General features: G+C 69.0%; 19 protein-coding genes. 8 read left to right on the forward strand and 11 right to left on the reverse strand.

Going from position 1 to position 18,727, the window contains the following annotated elements; translation table 11 throughout:
• Positions 1-62: 62 nt before the first annotated feature.
• The 7 genes from V7Q48_RS13260 to V7Q48_RS13290 form a co-directional block, all read right to left on the reverse strand.
• A complete protein-coding gene (locus V7Q48_RS13260; protein WP_333838727.1) occupies positions 63-1,073 on the reverse strand; it encodes a type II secretion system F family protein in 1,011 nt (336 codons plus the stop codon).
• 16 nt (positions 1,074-1,089) lie between these two features.
• Positions 1,090-2,061 (reverse strand): type II secretion system F family protein, encoded by a 972-nt coding sequence (locus tag V7Q48_RS13265; protein WP_333838729.1) that lies wholly within the window; start codon positions 2,059-2,061, stop codon positions 1,090-1,092.
• 60 nt (positions 2,062-2,121) lie between these two features.
• A complete protein-coding gene (locus V7Q48_RS13270) occupies positions 2,122-3,402 on the reverse strand; it encodes a pilus assembly protein CpaE (protein WP_333838730.1) in 1,281 nt (426 codons plus the stop codon).
• 1 nt (position 3,403) lies between these two features.
• On the reverse strand, positions 3,404-4,114 hold the full coding sequence (locus V7Q48_RS13275; protein WP_333838731.1) for a CpaD family pilus assembly protein: 711 nt from the start codon (positions 4,112-4,114) through the stop codon (positions 3,404-3,406).
• 29 nt (positions 4,115-4,143) lie between these two features.
• A complete protein-coding gene (locus V7Q48_RS13280; RefSeq protein WP_442947140.1) occupies positions 4,144-5,703 on the reverse strand; it encodes a type II and III secretion system protein family protein in 1,560 nt (519 codons plus the stop codon).
• A gap of 95 nt (positions 5,704-5,798) precedes the next feature.
• Positions 5,799-6,827: a Flp pilus assembly protein CpaB gene (gene cpaB, locus V7Q48_RS13285; RefSeq protein ID WP_333838732.1), complete on the reverse strand. Its 1,029-nt coding sequence runs from the start codon at positions 6,825-6,827 to the stop codon at positions 5,799-5,801.
• A gap of 64 nt (positions 6,828-6,891) precedes the next feature.
• Positions 6,892-7,365: an A24 family peptidase gene (locus V7Q48_RS13290; RefSeq protein WP_333838734.1), complete on the reverse strand. Its 474-nt coding sequence runs from the start codon at positions 7,363-7,365 to the stop codon at positions 6,892-6,894.
• 101 nt (positions 7,366-7,466) lie between these two features.
• Here V7Q48_RS13290 and V7Q48_RS13295 point away from each other — a divergent pair, with 101 nt between their 5' ends.
• Entirely contained in the window at positions 7,467-8,426 is a 960-nt protein-coding gene (locus V7Q48_RS13295; protein ID WP_333838735.1) for an alpha/beta hydrolase, read from the forward strand.
• A gap of 56 nt (positions 8,427-8,482) precedes the next feature.
• Entirely contained in the window at positions 8,483-9,580 is a 1,098-nt protein-coding gene (locus V7Q48_RS13300) for an NAD(P)/FAD-dependent oxidoreductase (RefSeq protein ID WP_333838736.1), read from the forward strand.
• A gap of 18 nt (positions 9,581-9,598) precedes the next feature.
• On the opposite strand, the gene V7Q48_RS13305 is transcribed toward V7Q48_RS13300, so the two are convergent.
• The 4 genes from V7Q48_RS13305 to ispH all read right to left on the reverse strand — a co-directional run bounded on the left by V7Q48_RS13305 (position 9,599) and on the right by ispH (position 12,602).
• The gene (locus V7Q48_RS13305) at positions 9,599-10,054 is read right to left on the reverse strand and encodes a hypothetical protein (protein ID WP_333838737.1); all 456 of its coding nucleotides are present in this window, start codon (positions 10,052-10,054) and stop codon (positions 9,599-9,601) included.
• 129 nt (positions 10,055-10,183) lie between these two features.
• Positions 10,184-10,615, reverse strand: a complete 432-nt coding sequence (rnhA, locus tag V7Q48_RS13310) for a ribonuclease HI (RefSeq protein WP_333838738.1) — start codon at positions 10,613-10,615, stop codon at positions 10,184-10,186.
• Positions 10,612-11,601: a homoserine kinase gene (gene thrB / locus V7Q48_RS13315; protein ID WP_333838740.1), complete on the reverse strand. Its 990-nt coding sequence runs from the start codon at positions 11,599-11,601 to the stop codon at positions 10,612-10,614. The genes rnhA and thrB overlap by 4 nt, the downstream gene beginning before the upstream one ends.
• Before the next feature lie 11 nt (positions 11,602-11,612).
• On the reverse strand, positions 11,613-12,602 hold the full coding sequence (gene ispH, locus V7Q48_RS13320) for a 4-hydroxy-3-methylbut-2-enyl diphosphate reductase (RefSeq protein ID WP_333838741.1): 990 nt from the start codon (positions 12,600-12,602) through the stop codon (positions 11,613-11,615).
• A 157-nt stretch (positions 12,603-12,759) separates the two neighbouring features.
• Between ispH and V7Q48_RS13325 the strand changes: the two genes are divergently transcribed.
• The 6 genes from V7Q48_RS13325 (at position 12,760) to scpB (ending at position 18,723) form a co-directional block, all read left to right on the forward strand.
• Complete coding sequence (locus tag V7Q48_RS13325) at positions 12,760-13,434, forward strand: hypothetical protein (protein ID WP_333838742.1); 675 nt, start codon at positions 12,760-12,762, stop codon at positions 13,432-13,434.
• A gap of 185 nt (positions 13,435-13,619) precedes the next feature.
• Entirely contained in the window at positions 13,620-15,383 is a 1,764-nt protein-coding gene (argS, locus tag V7Q48_RS13330) for an arginine--tRNA ligase (RefSeq protein ID WP_333838743.1), read from the forward strand.
• Positions 15,384-15,387: 4 nt separating this feature from the next.
• Positions 15,388-16,086, forward strand: coding sequence for an SPOR domain-containing protein (locus V7Q48_RS13335; protein WP_333838744.1), 699 nt, complete (start codon positions 15,388-15,390; stop codon positions 16,084-16,086).
• A gap of 192 nt (positions 16,087-16,278) precedes the next feature.
• Positions 16,279-17,292 carry a beta-N-acetylhexosaminidase gene (nagZ, locus tag V7Q48_RS13340; RefSeq protein ID WP_333838745.1) on the forward strand — a complete coding sequence of 338 codons (1,014 nt, stop codon included), beginning with the start codon at positions 16,279-16,281 and terminating at the stop codon, positions 17,290-17,292.
• A 4-nt stretch (positions 17,293-17,296) separates the two neighbouring features.
• Positions 17,297-18,115: a segregation and condensation protein A gene (locus V7Q48_RS13345; RefSeq protein ID WP_333838746.1), complete on the forward strand. Its 819-nt coding sequence runs from the start codon at positions 17,297-17,299 to the stop codon at positions 18,113-18,115.
• Positions 18,112-18,723 carry an SMC-Scp complex subunit ScpB gene (scpB, locus tag V7Q48_RS13350; RefSeq protein ID WP_333838747.1) on the forward strand — a complete coding sequence of 204 codons (612 nt, stop codon included), beginning with the start codon at positions 18,112-18,114 and terminating at the stop codon, positions 18,721-18,723. Before V7Q48_RS13345 ends, scpB begins: the two co-directional genes overlap by 4 nt.
• The last annotated feature ends 4 nt before the right edge of the window (positions 18,724-18,727 follow it).

The following is an 18,727-nucleotide window of genomic DNA, read 5'->3' on the forward strand; positions in this document are numbered from 1 at the left end:
CCGGGGGCCAGCTCGATCAGCACATCATCGCAACAGGAATAACCCGAAGCCCCGGTGCCCCCTTACGGCGTCGGGCCCTTGCGGTTGATGAACTGGTCGCTGATCGAGCAGGCGGCCGGGCCGAGGATGACCACGAACAGCGTGGGCAGGATGAACATGATCAGCGGCACGGTCATGATCGCCGGCAGGCGCGCGGCCTTTTCCTCGGCGCGCATCATGCGCTCGTTGCGGAATTCAGCCGAGAGCACGCGCAGCGCCGAGGCGAGCGGGGTGCCATAGCGTTCGGTCTGGATCATCGTGGTGGTCACGCCCTTCACCGATTCCAGGTTCACGCGATAGGCGAGATTCTCGAAGGCCTGGCGCCGCTCCGTGAGGAACGACAGCTCGATCGCGGTCAGCGCGAATTCGTCGCCCAGCTCGGGATAGGCGCGGCCTAGCTCGCGCGCGACGCGGTTGAAGGCGGCATCGACGGTCAAGCCCGCTTCGGCGCAGATCACCAGCAGGTCGAGCGCATCGGGCAGGCCCTTGCGGATTTCCTTGGTGCGCTTGCCCACGAGGTTGGCGACCCAGATGTCGGGCGCCTTGTAGCCGAAGATTACCATCGCGGCGAAACCCATGAAGCGCTTGAACGCGCCCCATTCGGGGAAGAACTGGAGGACGTAGATCCACAGCAGGGCCAGGCCGCCGAGCACGATCGGGCCGATCATGCGGCCGAAGATCACCGCGACCGCCCATTCCTTCTTGCGGATGCCGGCCTGCGCCAGCTTCTGCTGGACCACCGCGAGCTGGCTGTCCTGCAGCACGCGCAGCTTTTCCAGCACGGTGCGGATGTTGTCGGTGGTCTGGTTGCGGCGGACGATCGAGTTGCGCTTGCGCGCGGTGGGCACGATGATGCCCGCCTTGAGCTCGTCGCGCCGCTCGTTCAGCGCCTTGACGCGCTTGGCCATCGGATCGCGGACGGTAATCGCGGCATAGATCGCCAGCAGGACGAAGCCTGCCGCCACGACCATCAGGAAGGAGCCGGCATGGATGACGTTGATGCCGAGCAGCGTCGGGGCGTGGGTCTGTTCCATCGTGGGTATCCTCGCCTCAGATCTCGAAGCTGACCATTTTCGACATGATGAAGGCGCCGATGCTCAGCCAGCAGAAGGCGCCGATGCCGGCGATGATCAGGCGCTCGTCGACGAAGAACTTGCCCATGTATCCCGGGTTGATCGAGTAGAGCAGCGCGAAGACGATGAACGGCAGCGCGCCGACGATATAGGCCGAGGCCTTGGATTCCGAGCTCATCGCCCGGATCTTGAGCTTCATCTGCGCGCGCTTGCGCAGCACGTCGGCAAGGTTGGCGAGCGTTTCGGCGAGGTTGCCGCCGGTCTCGCGCTGGATTGCGAGCGTAATGCAGAAAAAGCTGAACTCGGCCATGTCGAGCCGGTCGGCGGTGTCCTGCAGCGCCTCTTCCATGGTGCGGCCGACCTTGATGCGGTCGGTCACCAGCTTGAATTCCTGGCCGACCGGGCCGGGCACTTCGGTGGCCACGACGCCGAGCGTCTCGGTAATCGGCAGGCCCGAGCGCAACCCGCGCACCAGCAGCTCGAGCGCGTCGGGAAAGCGCGCGACGAAGGCGTTGGTGCGCTTGCTGATCGCCCAGTTGACCGCGACATGCGGGACCGCCGCGCCGACCAGCATCCCGGCAGGCAGCGCCAGCAGCAGCGAATGCGACTGCAAAAACACCAGCAACAGAACCCCGAAGCCGATGCCGAGCGATGCATAGAGGTAGCCCGTCAGCGTCCAGCCCTTGCCGGTGCGGTGCAGCCGCAAAGCCAGCGCCTCACGGCGCGAGCCCGAGCCTGCGACCCGATAGGAACGCGGCGTGCGTGCGGCGATCGCCTTGCGATACTGCGCCTCGACCTTGGCCGTGGTGCTTTCGGAATGGCGGAACCGCACCTGCTGCAACCGGCGGGTGCTCTGCTTCGAGGCATTGGGGCCCGACAGCGCGGCAAACAGCAGCATAATCGCCGCCGCGGCCCCGCCGAGAATGACGATCAGCTGGGGGGTGAGCATGGCGCGGTCGGCTTTCCGGTTGAGGCTGGTTACGGGGAGGGGGCGAGAACGAGGCGCCGGTCAGACCGGTGCGCCGGCCTTCGCCTTGGTGGGCAGGATCTTCTTGAGGTCGAGCTTGCCGAGCAGCGAGGCCTTGGCACCGCCCTTGCCGCCGGGCTTGGCGTCGGCGGCCGCAGCGCCGTCGTCGGCCAGGCTGGCGATCGCTGCGGCGATGTCCTTGATCACGGTGCCCGCCTTGCTCGTGCGGTTGGCGGCGATGAAGGTCTGGCCAAGCTTGGCGGCATTGACGGCGGCCTTGGCATCGAAGGGAATGACGAAGCCCAGCTTGCGTTCGATCGAGGCCTCGAAGTCCGGCCGGCTGATCTCGCCGACGCCGGCCTGGACCTTGTTGGCGACGACATGGACGTGCGCCTGGGGCGCATTGCCCTTGAGCCAGGCGAGCAGGCGGATCGCATCGCGCGCGCCGGCCAGCGTCAGCTCGGTCACGACCACCACCGCGCCAACATCGGCCATCAGGTTGGGGAAGTTGATCAGCATGTTGCGCGGCATGTCGACCACGGTCATCTCGAAAGCGTGGCGGAACTCTTCCTGCAACTGCACGAAGGCGCTGCCGTCGGTCATCAGCGGGGCGTTGATCGGCGCTTCGGCCGAGAGGATCGCGAGATTGTCGTTGGCGCGGATCATCGCGCGCTCGATGAACAGGCCGTCGATGCGGCTGGGGTTGTCGATCGCGTCCGTCAGGCCGCGGCCCGGTTCGAGGTCGAGCGTCAGCGCGCCGGTGCCGAAATGGACGTCGAGGTCGAGCAGTGCGGTCGGGCGCTTGGCATCGGTGCTGAAGGCCCAGGCCAGCGAGGTCGCCAGCGTCGATGCGCCGACACCGCCGCGCGTGCCGACCACTGCGGTGGCGACATGGCGCCGCGTGGCCACGCCATCCCCTCCGCGCGGCGCATTGAAGATCGCTTGCGCCTGCGCCAGCGTATCGCGCAGCTGGCCGATCGACAGCGGCTTGAGCAGGTAATCCTGGATGCCCGAGGCGACAAGGTCACGATAGAGGCGCACGTCGTTGACCTGGCCGACCGCAATGACGACCGTGCCCGGCTCGCACACTTCGGCGAGCGCGTTGATGTCGTTGAGCGGGTCGCCGCTTTCCGACAGGTCGACGAGGAGGATCGAGGGGCTGGCGCTGATCGACAGCGACTGCACCGCATTGCGCAGGCCGCCGCGCGCGCATTTCTCCGGCTGCCAGCCCATGTCGGCGGCGACTGCGCGCACGATGTCGAGCGTGGCGTCGTCGCAGCAGAAGGCAGCGAACATGTCGCGGTTCTTGGCGATGCCGGCCATGTCAGTTGCCTCCCGCACTGTTCGAGGTGGCGACCTTGCGCACGGTCGTGCCGCCGCCGCCGGTGGGCGTGGCATCGCGGAACGCGGCGATCGCCTTGTTCGAGCTCATCACCGAGGTCTGGCCATCGCCGGTCTGCCCGCGCACCAGGTCTTCCTTGTCGGCGACCATGGCGGCGAAGTTGCTGTTGACCGCGCAGCCATAGTTGGTCGAGGTCGCGTTGCGCAGGTTGCCATCGTTGTGCGTCGACCAGTCGGGGCAACCCGGCACCGAGGCCACGGTGCGGGTGATGACGATGCGCGCGGTGCCGGGCGCGATCGGGCCGGTTGTGGCCGGCGCCGCATCGGCCAGCAACAGGCGCTGGCCGGCAACGACCGCTCGTACGGCATCGCGGGTTGCGGGATCGTTGGCCGGATCGTCCAGCGCGACCTTGTCGGCAAAGCCCAGCTCGAGCGACTGGAACCAGCCGGCAAGGCGCCGCTGCTCGTTCACCGGCACGCCGCCGCCGGGCATAGTGGCGATGTCGAGCGTGAAGCTTGAGCGCTCGATCACCGGCTGGTGAATGCTGTTGAGCGACTGGTTGGTCGGCATGCCGCCCACGCAGCCCGAGAGGCCGGCGGCGAGCAACATGGCCGGGCCGAGCACGCGCATCATGCGGCGCAGCGAAGGCGTGGCGGCGCCGGTAGCCGGCGAAGCGGTCAAGATGTGCGACATCGTGGAGATCCTTGTTTCGCTGGCCTTGGTCACAGGCTGAAGCCCGGCTTGGTATCGGCGGCGCGGGCCTGGCGGGCGCGACCGGTAGCAGCAGGCTGCGGATCGGCGACACCGATGCGCGGGCCCTGGGGGCCGGCCTGCGTGGTTCCTTCGCGCTCTGTCGGGCCTGGGCGCGGATCGCCCTTGGGAGCTGCGCTTTCCTGGTTGCCCAGCACCTGCTGCAACGCGTCGGCGGTGCGGAAACCGTCGGTCGGCAGCTTGATGTCCTTGGCGTTGACCGGGTTGACCAGGTACGGCGTGACCACGATGACCAGCTCGGTCTCGCCCTTCTTGAACGCGGTCGAACGGAACAGCGAGCCAAGGATCGGCAGGTCGCCGGCGCCCGGCATCTTGGTGATCGTGTTCTGCGCCGAATTGCTGAGCAGGCCGGCGATCATGAAGCTCTGGCCCGAGCCCAGCTCGATCGTGGTTTCGGCGCGGCGCACCTTGAGCGCGGGGATCGACATGCCGCTGAGCACGATCGCCCCGTCCGAGGTCAGTTCCGAAACCTCGGGCGCGACGCGCAGCGAAATGCGCCCGTTGGCGAGCACGGTCGGCGTGTAGGACAGGCTGACGCCGTACTTCTTGTATTCGATCGCCGTCGTGCCGAGACCCTGCGACAGCGGGATCGGGAATTCGCCGCCGGCCAGGAACTGCGCGGTCTCGCCCGACAGTGCGGTGAGGTTGGGTTCGGCCAGCGTGGTGGCAAGTCCGATCGTCTCGCCCAGGTCGAGCGCGCCGAGCAGGTCCACACCGAACAGCTTGGTGTTGCCGACAAGGCGCGTTCCGCTCGAGGGCAGGTTGAGCCCGGTCATGGTCGTGGTCGACGGCGTGCCGAAGCCGATCGGGCCACCGGGGGCATACTGGTTGAAGAACGAGGCGCCCTGGCCGATGCCGAACTTGAAGCCGTTGGTTGCGTCCGCGCTCGCCCAGTTGACGCCGATCGAGCGGGTCAGCGTGCGGCTGACCTCGGCGATCCGCACCTGCAGCATGACCTGCAGCGGTGTCGCCATCTTGAGGCGGCTGATGACCTGGCTCTTGTCGCCGACGAAGGCCTTGACCAGGCGCTCGGCCTCCGCGGCATCCTCGGGCGCCGCGACGGTGCCGGTGAGCAGCACGGTGTTGTTCATCGTTGCGGTCTGGATCTTCGCCTCGGGCATGGCGAGGCGCAGCATCTGGTCGATGCTGTCGATGTTGGTGCCGACGCGCACATTGGCGGACCAGACCACGTTGCCCTTGGCATCGCTGGCATAGACCGTGGTCTCGCCCGGCCCCTTGCCGAAGACGTAGAGCTGGTTGGTCGACTTGGCCTGAACGTCGGCGATCTGGTCGTTGGCGACGAACACGTCGCTCATGCGGCCGGGCAGGGTGACCAGCTGGCCGCGGCCGATGCCGACCGCGATCGAGCGGGCCGGGCTGGTGACGGTTTGTGCGGCGGCTGGCGTTGCCGAAAACACGGCAAGGCAGCCGAGCGCGCCGGCGAGCGGCAAGCCTGGCATCGCTGCGGAAAGCAGCTTGGCCGAGGCGCGGTGGAGAAGGCGTGCGGTCATGATCCGGCCTTTGGCGAGCGGTTGGTGCGCGGCGGGATAGCCGGCGGCGCGAGCGGTCTGGGTGGCGGCGCGAGGGCTCAGTGTGCGGGCGGTCATCAGTGTGCCCCCCCGACGCTGACGGTCACGGTGTCCTTGCCACGGGTGATGTTGATCACTGGGCCACGCGGGCGGGGCGGGGCGGCGGGGCCGGCCATGACCGGGCCGGGTGCCGGTGCGGGCGGCGGGGCCATGCCGGGGTTCGCAGCACCGAGCGCGGGCATCGACTTGCGCTGGAAGCGCGAGACGTCGCCGCCGGTGACGAAGCTGGTGCCGCCGTCGAGCGGGTGGGCCAGCGCCTGCTTGAGCAGCTTTTCCTCGTCCTGCGGCGTGGCGCCGGCCGGCACCTTCACGTCGCCCGAGGCAATGGCCTGCTCGAGTTCGGCCGAGTTGTCGGCGAGCGAGCGCAGCGACAGGCTGATCTGGCCGATGGTCTGCGCCACCGCGATCTTCTCGGCGAGCTTGGGCGTGACTTCGACGGTGACGGTGCTGAAGGCTTTGACCTTGGTCTTGCCCTCGACCTGTTCCTGCGTCGCCGACTGGTCGGTGGCGAGCACGCGCAGGTTGCGGATGATCGTTTCCGAGGCCTTGAGCGGCTGCGAGTCGTTGCCCTTGACGCTTTGTGTCAGGACCAGGTCGATGTGGTCGCCGGGAAAGACGAAGCCAGCAACGCCGGTGCGGGCGGAAACCGGAATGGTTACGGCGCGCATCCCCGGCCCGAGGGCGGCAGCGAGGAAGCCGCGGTCGCCGGGCGCGACGAGCGAGCCTTGGGTGATCGGCTCGCCCGCAGTGATCGGGTTGCGCACGACGGTGCCTAGCATCTTCTGCATATCGGCCTCACCCTCTAGGAAGTAGGCGTCCTGCACCATTTCCTTGGGCCAGGCCTTGAAGCCGATGGCGTCGGCGGTGATGATCGTGCCGACGGGCAGGGCGCGCTGGGCGACGAGGACCTTGGCGCCCGTCTCGACCTTGGCGGCCGCCACGGCTTGGGGCGATCCCCCGCCACCCATGAGGCTCCGCGCGGCAAGGGCCGTGCCGATCGCGATGACCAGCGCCCCCACCAGCAGCATCAGCTTTCTCTTGTCCATCGCCTGATATCCCGCCCTTACAGAATAGCCGTCAGCCATCCGACAAAATGGTTAAAAAATGACCTCAGCCGGCCGTCGCGGCCTGCAGCGCCGGGCCATAGACGCCCGCCAGAACCCAGAGCCCGCCGGTGGCGATCGCCACGCCGTAGGGGATCTTGAGGTGGCCCTTGCGGCGGCGCATGACGTGCCACATGCCCATCACGATGGTCAGCACACCGCCGACCAGCGCCATGACCAGCAACAGCTTGAGGAACAGCATCGCCGGCAGCCACAGCGCCAGTGCGGTCAGCAGCTTGACGTCGCCGCCGCCCATCATGCGCAGCGCGAACAATCCGGCCAGCACGACGAACGCGGCCAGGGCGACGCCCAGCTGCAGCGCCACGTCGGGCCACAGGTGCAGCCCCTGCGCGGCCCAATAGGCCGGGGCCAGCAGCGCGATCGCGGCGTTGAGCCAGTTGTCGATCTGCCGGCGGCGAACGTCGGTGAAGGCTGCGATCAGCAGCGCGATTGCCAACAGTCCGGCCAGTCCGTAAACCATGAATTCCCCCTTGGTCGGGGCCATGATTACCGCACAACCACTTACCAAACGGTAACCAAGTCTGGCGGCGGGAACGGCGCGAAAACGGAGCGTGGCAACCAATGGTTAAGGCTGTTTGGCAGGCAATCGACGGCCGCACGATCGCGCCCGGATCGATCGAGGCGGTCTGGCATGCCGCCGATGGCACCGCGATCCGCCGCGTGATCTGGCGCCGTACAGACGAGGCTGCGCGCGGTTCGATCCTGTTTCTGCCCGGCCGTGGTGACTTTTATGAAAAGTATGTGGAAACATTGGATTACTGGGCCTCTCAGGGGTGGCACGTAACCGCCGCCGACTGGCGCGGGCAGGCCGGCTCGGGCCGGACGACGGCCGATCCGCTGGTCGGCGACATCGCCGACTTCGCGGACTGGATCGACGACCTCGCCGGCCTTTGGCAGGCGTGGCGCGCGGCAACGCCCGGGCCGCACGTCGTGGTCGGGCATTCGATGGGTGGGCATCTCGTGCTGCGCGCGCTGGCCGAGCGGCGAATCGATCCCGACGCCGTGGTGCTGAGCGCGCCGATGCTCGGATTCGCGACCCCGATCCCGCGCGCGCTACAGCGGGTCTATGCGCGCGTGATGAACCGCCTCGGCGATCCGGGGCGGCCGGCATGGAAGCACAGCGAAAAGCCCGGTGCGCGCGAGGCGGCGCGCGCCAACCTCCTGACCCACGACCTGCGCCGCTATGCCGACGAGCAGTGGTGGCAGGTCGAACGACCGTTCCTGAAACTCGGCCCGGCCAGCTGGCGCTGGCTGCTGCGCGCCAGCCAATCGTTCGACCGGCTCGATGCGGCAGGCCGGCTGGAAACCTTGCAGACACCGATCCTCTTGCTGGGGACGCGCGCGGACAAGCTGGTTTCATGGCCCGCGATCGCACGCGCGGCGGCGCGCCTGCCGCGAGCCCATCTGGCGGCCTGGGGCAGCGAGGGGCGCCATGAACTGCTGCGCGAGGCCGATGCTGTGCGCGATCAGGTACTTGCCACGATCGACGAATTCCTCGAACGGGAAGCGCCCATCCGCTGACCTTGCCGGGCGCGCTGCGACCGGCCCTGTGGGGGCGCAATGCCTGAGGAATCGCAATGAACCAGTTCGACATCGCCATCATCGGCGCCGGCATGGCCGGTGCCAGCCTGGCGGCCGAATGCGCAGGCCATGCCCGGGTCCTGCTGGTCGAGGCGGAAAGCGTGCCGGGCTATCACACCACCGGCCGGTCTGCTGCATTCTGGGACGAGGTCTATGGTGGTCCGGCCGTGGTCCCGCTGACGCTCGCCTCGGGCGGCTATCTGGAGGAGCATGGCTTTCTCGGCCGCCGCGGCTCGCTGGTGATCGGGCGCGACGCCGACGAAGCGACGCTGGCCAAGTTCACCCAGGACTATGCGGGCCTCGGGGCCCGGGTCGAACTGGTCGGCAGGTCGGCCATGGCGCAGCGCGTTCCCGGATTGCGACCGGACTGGACCGTCGGCGTGTGGCAGCCGGGCTGCGCGGACATCGACGTCGCCGCGCTGCACCAGCACTATCTGGCACGGGCCCGGCGCAGCGAGACGGTTCTGCGCGTGCGCGCGCAAGTCACCACGCTGGAGCGTGAGGCCGGCGATACTTGGCATATCGCCTGGGAGAGCGGGGCCGCGCGCGCCGCGATCGTGGTGAACGCAGCCGGGGCCTGGGCCGATACGGTGGCGCAGATGGCGGGCGCTACGCCGCTTGGGATCACGCCGTTGCGCCGCACGATCGTTCAAGTGCGCGTCGATCCGCCGGTCCCGGCGGACCTGCCGCTCACCTTCGGCGTGGCCGGCGATTTCTATTTCAAGCCATCGGGGGACCGGCTCTGGCTCTCGCCGCACGACGAGACACGCGACCTGCCGCACGATGTCGCGCCCGAAGAGATCGACGTGGCCTTGGCGCTCGACCGGCTGGAGAACGTGGTGGACTGGCAGATCGCCGGGGTCGAGCGGCGCTGGGCGGGTCTGCGCAACTTCGCGCCCGATCGCGCCCCTGTCTATGGCTACGATCCGGGCGTGCCCGGCTTCTTCTGGTTTGCCGGGCAGGGCGGCTTCGGCATCCAAACCGCGCCGGCTGCGGCCCGGCTGGCGACGCAACTGGCGCTGGGCCTGCCGCGCGACGCCATGACCGAGGCGCTCGACGCTGTGCGCTATGCGCCGGCGCGTCTGGCCGGGTGAGGCCTAAGCGTCGCGCAGCTATTCGCGGACGCGCTTCTCCTTGACCGGGATCTCGCGCACGCGCTTGTCGTGCATCACGCGGGGCGGCGCACGGCGGATCACGCGGCGCGCCGGCGCCTCGACGATCCGCGTCGTCGTCGTGGTAGTCTCGCCACAGGGCTGGCAGGGCTGGCCGGCGACCGGCACCGGAACCCAGGTGACGCCGGCGACATAGTACCCCGGCGGCGCGACGAACGGCTGGGGCATTCCCGGCGCGGCGGCGCAGGCCGCGCCGTTGACCGAGGCGCAGGGGGCAGGCGGCGGTGCCCATCCACCCGGCGGGGGCGGCGGGGCATAGCCATAGCCCCCGGCGTAATCACTCGGCGGATAACCATAGGCACCCGGCGGCGCATAGGCGCGCGGCCGATCTTGCGCGCATCCCGACAGCAGGGCCGCGGCGGCAAGGGTCAGAAGGCAGGACGTGGTACGCAGCATGACGGTTCTCCCCCGGGTGCTGCGGCGTGGTTTACCATCGCCGGGGGCGAGACCCCAATCCTCCCCTTGGCGGACGTGTCCCGAAATCGGCCATCTGTCCCGATCCGGGGCAGGCCGTGGTGCGTGGCTTCAGGCCGCGCGCGCCGCGTCGCTGGCCAGCTTGTCGACGCGCTCGTTCTCGACGTGGCCGTCGTGACCTTTGACCCAGACCCACTCGACCGTGTGCGGCCGGGCGGCGGCCAGCAGTGCGCGCCACAGGTCCTCGTTCTTGACCGGCTTGTTGTCGGCCGTCTTCCAGCCCTTGCGCTGCCAGCCGAAGACCCACTTGGTAATGCCGTCGATCACGTACTTGCTGTCGGTGTGCAGCGTGACCTTGCAGGGCTGGGTCAGCGCCTCGAGCGCGCGGATCGTCGCGGTCATTTCCATGCGGTTGTTGGTCGTCTCGGGGTCGGAGCCGACGAGCTCCTTCTCGTGCTCGCCGATGCGCAGCAGTGCGCCCCAGCCGCCCTTGCCGGGGTTGCCCTTGCAGGCACCGTCGGTGAAGATCTGGACGTGCTTCATACGAAGACCCCGGCATTGGCGGGATCGGCATAGAAGGCCAGCCGCCGCGCGAAGGCTAGCGGGTCCTTGCGCGTCACCAGCGCATCGGCGGGGGTGTTGAGCCAGTCGAAGGCGCGGCTCATGGCAAAGCGCATCGCCGCGCCTTGCGCCAGCAGCGGCAGCGCGGCGCGCTCCGCCTCGCTCAGCGGCCGTACACTTTCATAGCCCGTGACGAGGGCGGCGGACAGGTCGGGCAGGAAGCGCGCGCCAGTGGGATCGAAGCACCAGGCCGCGTGCGTCACCGCGAGATCGTAGGCGGTGATGTCGTTGCAGGCGAAGTAGAAGTCGATCATGCCAGTGACGGTATCGCCCTGCATCAGCACGTTGTCGGGAAAGAGATCGGCGTGGATGACCGAGCGCGGCAGATCGCGCGGCCAGTCGCGCGCCAGGCGGGGCAGGTGCTCCGCCACGCAGGTCGCGAGCGCCGGGTCGATGCTGGCCAGCCCCTGCGCGCCACAAGCATCGGCCAGGCGCTGCCATTCGGCCAGACCCATGCCGTTTTCGCGCATGGCGGGATAATCGGCTGCCGCCAGGTGCATCTCGGCGAGCGCGGCGCCCACCGCACGCGCCTGGCTGGCGGTCGGCTCACCCAGCGAAACGCCGGGGAGAAACTCGATCAGCGCCAGCGCCTTTTCGCCGCGCGGTGTCTCGATCACGCGATAGAGGGCGCCCTCGGAATCGTGGATCGTGCGCGGCACCGGGCAGCCGCGCGCCGCGAGATGGTCGAGCAGCCCGAGGAAATAGGGCAGGTCCGCGATCTCGATGCGGAACTCGTACATCGTCAGGATGAAGCGCGCGCCCGATCCATCGGTGCCCGCCGTCTCGATCAGCCAGTTGCTGTTCGACACGCCCTCGGCGATGCCCTTGGCCGAAACGAGTGCACCGACGCCATAGGGCGCCAGCAGCGCAGCCATGTCTTCCGCGCCGAGGTGGGTATAAACCGCCATGATCGCTGCCTTCAGCCGACGAGCTGGCGGGGCAGCTTGAACACCATGTGTTCCTCGGTCGTGGTTACCGGCTCCTCGCTGACCGTGCGCCACTGTCCGATACGGGCGACGACCTCGCGCACGAGCACTTCGGGGGCCGAGGCGCCGGCGGTCAGGCCCAAGGTCTCCACGCCGTCGAGCCAGGCGGGATCGATCTCGCTGGCGCGCTGGATCAGGCGCGAGGGCGTGCCTTCGCGTTCGGCCACTTCGACGAGGCGCAGCGAATTGGAACTGTTGGGTGCGCCGATCACCAGAACCAGCTGGCTGCGCGGCGCGATCGCCTTGACCGCGGCCTGGCGGTTCGAGGTTGCATAGCAGATGTCCTCGGCCCGCGGCCCGACGATGGTGGGAAAGCGCGCCTTGAGGCCTGCGACGATCTCGGCGGTGTCGTCGACCGACAGCGTCGTCTGCGTCAGGAAGGCCAGCGGGGTGCCTTCAGGAAAGTTGAGCGTGGCGACGTCGTCGAGTGTCTCGACCAGCGTCATCGCGCCTTCGGGTACCTGGCCCATCGTGCCGATCACCTCGGGATGGCCCTTGTGGCCAACGAACAGGATGTGGCGTCCGGCCTCGACCTTGCGTTCGGCCTGGCGATGAACCTTGCTGACCAGCGGGCATGTGGCATCGAGCCAGTCGAGCCCGCGTTCGGTCGCGGCCGCCGGCACCACCTTGGGCACGCCGTGGGCGGAGAACACCACCGGCTTGCCGTCGGGCACTTCGTCCAGCTCTTCGACGAAGACCGCACCCTTGGCCTTGAGGCTGTCGACCACGAAGCGGTTGTGCACGATCTCGTGCCGCACGTAGACCGGCGCGCCATAGCGATCGATCGCCCGCTCGACGATCTCGATAGCCCGGTCGACACCGGCGCAGAAGCCGCGCGGCGCGGCGATCAGCAGGTGCAGCGGGGGCAGCGCATCCGCGGTGGCGGTGTCGGCAGCGGCGGGCGTGGGAAAGCTGGCGTTCATGGCCCCGGCCTTAGCAGCACCTCGGCCCAAGGTAAAACGCGCCGTGGGCCGGTAGCGCCATTGCCCAACCATGCCGTGCTGGCTAGAGGATGGCTCTGTCTTTCGAGGCCGCGGCTCGCCGCCGGCCTCGCCGCGTGCTGCTAAGGAATTTGCCCTGATGTCTGTCCAGCCCCGTCGCCTGACCTTTGCCAAGGCCGTGATCGGCACCGCGCTCATGGCCGGCGCGCTGTCCGGTTGCGCCAAGAACAAGGGCGAGCTGGTGCTGGAAGACGGTGTCGGCGTGACCGCGCTGCGCACCGCCTGCCCGACGGTCGAAGTGGCCGAGAACACCGGCGACGTGACGCTGTTCACCGATCCCTCGCGCACCGATTCGCAGGCGATCGACATGGTCGCGACGATCACCAACCTGCGCGCCACCTGCAACGACACCGTCGATCCCGTCAGCAGTGAGGCGACGTTTGACGTCCTCGCCCGCCGCACCGATACGCGGGGTGCGCGCCATGTCGAGCTGCCCTACTTCTCGATCGTGATGCGCGGCGGCACCGCGGTCGTGGCCAAGCGCCTCGGCACCGTTGCGATCGACTTCGCCGATGGGCAGGACCGCGCCGCCGCGCGCGCCAAGGCCGGCGCCTTCGTCGATCGCGCCGCCGCCAGCCTGCCCGCCAGCGTCCGCGAAAAGCTCTCGCGCAAGCGCCGCGCCGGCCAGGCCGACGCAGCGGTCGACCCGCTCTCGCTCCCCGAAGTGCGCAAGGCGATCGCGTCCGCCACGTTCGAGCACCTGGTCGGCTTCCAGCTCTCGCCCAGCCAGCTGGAATACAACGCCCGGCGCTGATTGGCTTTACGGTGACCGTCGCGCCTTAGCGCCCTTCGACAGGCTCAGGGCGAACGGTGGTTGGGTCGGCCGCTCTTCACACCCGTTCGCCCTGAGCCTGTCGAAGGGCCAAGCTGGAGCGAGCCAGAGCGCCACCGCCGCACAGGGCCGTTTGCAACATCGCGCATATTCGCTATCGGCGCGGCATGACCACCGACAGCACGCCTTCCGCCCAGACGCTCTTCGCCCACTATGCCGGCGTGATCGATGCCGCGCTCGACGCCCTCGTGGCGGCGGGCAGCCTGCCCGATGGCCTGCCGCGCGGCGCGGTGACCTGCGAGCCGCCGCGTGACGCGTCGCATGGCGATCTGGCCACCAACGCGGCGATGGTGCTGGCCAAGCCGGCGGGTACCAACCCGCGGGCGCTGGCGGGCCTCCTGGTCGAGGAACTGGCGCGCCATCCGCGGGTGACCTCGGCGGAAATCGCCGGCCCCGGCTTCATCAACCTGCGCCTCGATGCGGCTGCCTGGCTCGACGAATTGCGCCTGATCGCCGCGCGCGTCGGCGATTATGGCCGCTCGACGCTGGGTGGCGGCACGACCGTCAACGTCGAATATGTCTCGGCCAACCCGACCGGGCCGATGCACATGGGCCACTGCCGCGGTGCAGTAGTGGGCGATGCGCTCGCCGCGCTGCTCGAGTTTGCCGGGCACAAGGTCGTCAAAGAATACTACGTCAACGATGCCGGCGCGCAGGTCGACGTGCTCGCCCGCTCGGCGCATGTCCGCTACCGCGAGGCGCTGGGCGAAGACGTCGGCGCGATCCCCGAGGGGCTCTATCCGGGCGACTACCTCGTGCCGCTCGGCCAGCAGCTCGCCGCTGAATACGGCGATCGCTATGCCGCCGCGCCCGAGGCCGAATGGCTCGTGCCGTTCCGCCAGAAGGCGGTCGCGGCCATGCTGGTGATGATCAAGGACGATCTCGCCAAGCTCGGCATCCGCCACGACCTGTTCTCGTCCGAGGCGGAGCTTCAGGCGGCGGGCAAGCCCGAGGCCGCCGAGGCCTGGCTGCGCGCGCACGATCTCGTCTATGACGGCCATCTCGAGGCGCCCAAGGGCAAGACACCCGAGGACTGGGAGCCGGTCGAGCTGCCGCTGTTCCGCTCGACCCGCTTCGGCGACGACCAGGATCGCCCGATCAAGAAGTCGGACGGCAGCTGGACCTATTTCGGCGCCGATCTCGCCTACCATTTCCAGAAGGCCGAGACCGCCGACGCACTGGTCGACATCTGGGGTGCCGACCATGCCGGCACGGTCAAGCGGATCAAGGCCGCGGTCGCCGCGCTGACCGGCGCGGAAGGTGCCGCGCCCAAGCCGTTCGAGGTCAAGCTGGTGCAGATGGTCCAGCTGTTGCGCGACGGCCAGCCGGTCAAGATGTCGAAGCGCGCCGGCAACTTCGTGACGCTGGCCGACGTGGTCGACGAGGTGGGCAAGGACGTGGTGCGCTTCACCATGCTCACGCGCAAGCCCGACGCGCAGATGGACTTCGACTTCGCCAAGGTGGTGGAGGCCTCGAAGGACAACCCGGTGTTCTACGTGCAGTACGCGCATGCCCGCGTCTGCTCGACCCTGCGCAAGGGCGCGGCGGAAGGCTTCGCGCCATCGGCCGAGACCCTCGACCTCCTGGGCGAGGAAGAACTGGCCGTGCTCAAGCTGGCCGCGCAGATGCCCCGCATCGTCGAAGGTGCCGCGCTGGCGCGCGAGCCGCATCGCATCGCGTTTTTCCTCTACGACCTGGCCGCGGCGTTCCACGCTTACTGGAACATCGGCAACGACCGTCCCGAAAAGCGCTTCATTGTGGCACAGGACAAGGCTCTGACCGAGGCTCGCCTTTTCCTCGCCGCGCAAATCGGGCAGGTTGTGAAGAACGGGCTGGCCATTCTGGGTGTCGAGGCCGCCGAGGAGCTTTGAGGCCATGGTAAATACGCCGCCGCACGATGACCGCATTCCCGGCGAGGGCGACGCGCTCGACCTCGGTGCCGAGGAGCGGCTGCCCTGGCTTGAAAGCGCCGATGACGTCGACGTCGAGGAAGAAGGCTCCGACAGCGGCCGGCTGGTCGGCTTCGGCATCGTCGCGCTGATCCTGCTCGCCGCGATCGTCGGCGGCATCTATTGGATGACGCATCGCAACGCGGCGCCCGCCGTCGCCGACGGCAGCCTGATCGAGGCCAGCCGCGAACCGTACAAGGTCGCGCCCAAGGATCCGGGCGGCAAGACCTTTCAGGGTACCGGCGATTCGAGCTTCAAGGTCAGCGAGGGCGAGCGCCCGACCGCGGCGCTCGCGCCCACCGGGGCGCCCGCAGCCAAGCCTGCCGAGCCGGCTCCCAAGCCGTCGGCCTCTGCATCTGCTGGAGCCGCCGCGCCGGCCCCCGTCGTCAGCGGCGTGGGCGTCCAGGTCGGCGCGTTCTCCAGCCAGGCACTGGCCGAGGCCGGCTGGAACAAGCTGGTCGTCGCGCACGAGGAGCTGAAGGGCGTGAGCCACCGCATTCTCGAGGGCAAGGCCGACATCGGCACCGTCTATCGCCTCCAGGCCGTCCCCGGCGACGCCGGCGCCGCCAGCGCGCTGTGCAACAAGCTGCAGGCCGCCGGCGTGAAGTGCCAGGTCAAGCGCTGAGCCTTTAAGGCACAAGCCCCGCCGTCAGGCCTGCGGCCTGCCCCCTCCCCACAACGTGGGGAGGATCTTAGGTCCTCCCCACGTTGTGGGGAGGGGGACCGCCGGCAAAGCCGGTGGTGGAGGGGCAACTGCCGAAAGCCAGTTCTAAGACCGACCCTTGCCATCCGCGCCGAATTTCGGGATGGCGTCGCAATGCTTCCTGCCATCTTCGGCCTCTCCGGCCTGACCCTCACCGCCGACGAGCGCGCGTTCTTCAAGGATGCCGACCCGGCCGGCTACATTCTGTTCGGCCGCAACGTCGAAAGCCGCGCGCAGGTGCGGGCGCTGACCGATGACTTGCGCGCGTTGCACGGCCGCGACCGCCTGCTGATTTCGATCGACCAGGAAGGCGGCCGCGTCGCGCGGATGAAGCCGCCGGTCTGGGCCGCTTATCCGGCGGGCGAGGCGTTCGACCGGCTTTACGACATCGCGCCGGCCAGTGCGATCGAGGCGGCGCGCGCCAATGCCGAGGCGCTGGGCATGGACCTGGCCGAAGCCGGCGTGACGGTCGATTGCCTGCCGCTGCTCGATGTGCGCCAGCCCGGCGCGCACGACGTCATCGGCGATCGCGCGCTGGGCGCAGAGCCGCAGCGCGTCGCCGCGCTCGGTCGCGCCACGCTCGATGGCCTGGCGCGGGCCGGGGTCGCCGGAGTCATCAAGCACATGCCGGGCCACGGCCGCGCCATGGCCGACAGCCACAAGGAATTGCCCACCGTCACCGCCGGCGAGGACGAACTCGAGCGCGATCTCGCGCCATTCCGCACTCTGGCCGGCAGCGCGATGGCGATGACCGGGCACGTCCGCTACACCGCCTGGGATGCGCAAAGCCCGGCCACCCTGTCTGCCTTCGTGGTGGGCGAGGTGATCCGCCGCCGCATCGGGTTCGACGGATTGCTGCTGACCGACGACCTCGACATGCAGGCGCTCGACGGCACGGTGCCCGAGCGCGCCGTGCGCGCGCAGGCCGCCGGGTGCGACATCGCGCTGAATTGCTGGGCGAAGATGCCCGACATGATCGGCATTGCCGAGGGCCTTGCGCCGATGAGCGCCAGGACCGCCGCGCGTCTCGATCGCGCCCTGGCGGACACGGCGCCGTCGGTCGGCCTGAATGCGGCCGCGCAGGCGGACCTCTTCGCCCGGCGCGACGCCCTGCTGGCGCTCGCCTGACGCCGTGACGGGGGCGGGGGACACGAGTGGAGCGGCGCCCGCCGATCCCGGCTGGGACACGCTCCCGCCGTCCGCACCCGCGGCGAGCGATGACGCGCTCTATCTCGAGCTCGATGGCTGGGAAGGCCCGCTCGACCTGCTGCTCGACCTGGCACGGCGGCAGAAGGTCGACCTGCGGCGGATCTCGATCCTAGAACTGGTCGACCAGTACCTCGGCTATATCGACCGGGCCGAGGCGCTGAAGCTTGAACTCGCCGCTGACTACCTCGTGATGGCGGCGTGGCTGGCCTATCTCAAGTCGCTGCTGCTGCTGCCGCGCGATCCCGAGATGCAGCCCAGCCCCGAGGAACTGGCGCTGCGGCTGCAACTGCGCCTGCAACGGCTGGGGGCGATGCGCGAGGCCGGGGCGCGGCTGATGGCGCGCGACCGCCTCGGCCGTGATGTCTTCGCGCGGGGTGCACCCGAAGGCTTGAGCATCGCGCGCCGCGCACGCTGGCAGGCGGACCTGTTCCACGTGATCCGCGCCTATGGCGAGGTGCAGCATCGCAACCGGCCTGTGGTGCACATGGTGCAGCATCGCCCCGTGATGACGCTCGAGGCGGCACTGGCGCGACTGGCGGCGCTGCTCGGCACGTCGCTGGAATGGCGCGAGTTGCGCACCTTTCTGCCGCCATTGGCACACGATACGCCGATGGACCGTCAGCTCGCCCGCTCGGCGCTGGCGTCCAGCTTTCTGGCCTGCCTCGAACTGGCCAAGCAGGGCAGGGCGGAACTGGCGCAGGACACCTGCTTTGGTCCACTGCTGCTGCGGGCGGTGCGATGAGCGTCCCCGACGATCTCGTCCGCGCGGTCGAGGCGACGCTGTTCGCCGCCGAGGCACCGATGAGCGCCGAAGACATTTCGCGGCATCTGGGCGGCGCGCGGGTGCGCGGTGCGCTTGAGGAACTTGCCACGCATTACACCGGGCGCGGAGTTCAGCTGGTCGAGCGCGGCGGGCGCTGGCATTTCCAGACCGCTGCCGACTTGGCCCATCTGTTGCGCCGCGAGAAGGACGAGGTGCGCCGCCTCTCGCGCGCCGCCACCGAAGCCCTCGCGATCGTCGCCTATCACGAGCCGGTCAGCCGCGCTGAGATCGAGGCGATCCGCGGCGTGCAGACCGCCAAGGGCACGCTCGACGTGCTGCTGGAGGCGGGATGGATCCGCATCGCCGGGCGCCGCGAAGTGCCCGGGCGGCCGACGATCTATGCGACCACGCCCGATTTCCTGACCCACTTCGGCCTCGCGAGCCGTTCCGACCTGCCCGGCATGGCTGAGTTGCGTGCGGCCGGCTTGCTCGATCCCGTGGACGAGGCCTTCGCCATCCTGACCGGCGGCAGCGACGAGCCACCGGACGGGCTGGGGGAAGGGGCGGAGGATTCTATCGAAGGGTGAGGGG

The organism is Novosphingobium sp. (assembly GCF_036803765.1).
Taxonomy (GTDB): Bacteria; Pseudomonadota; Alphaproteobacteria; order Sphingomonadales; family Sphingomonadaceae; genus Novosphingobium.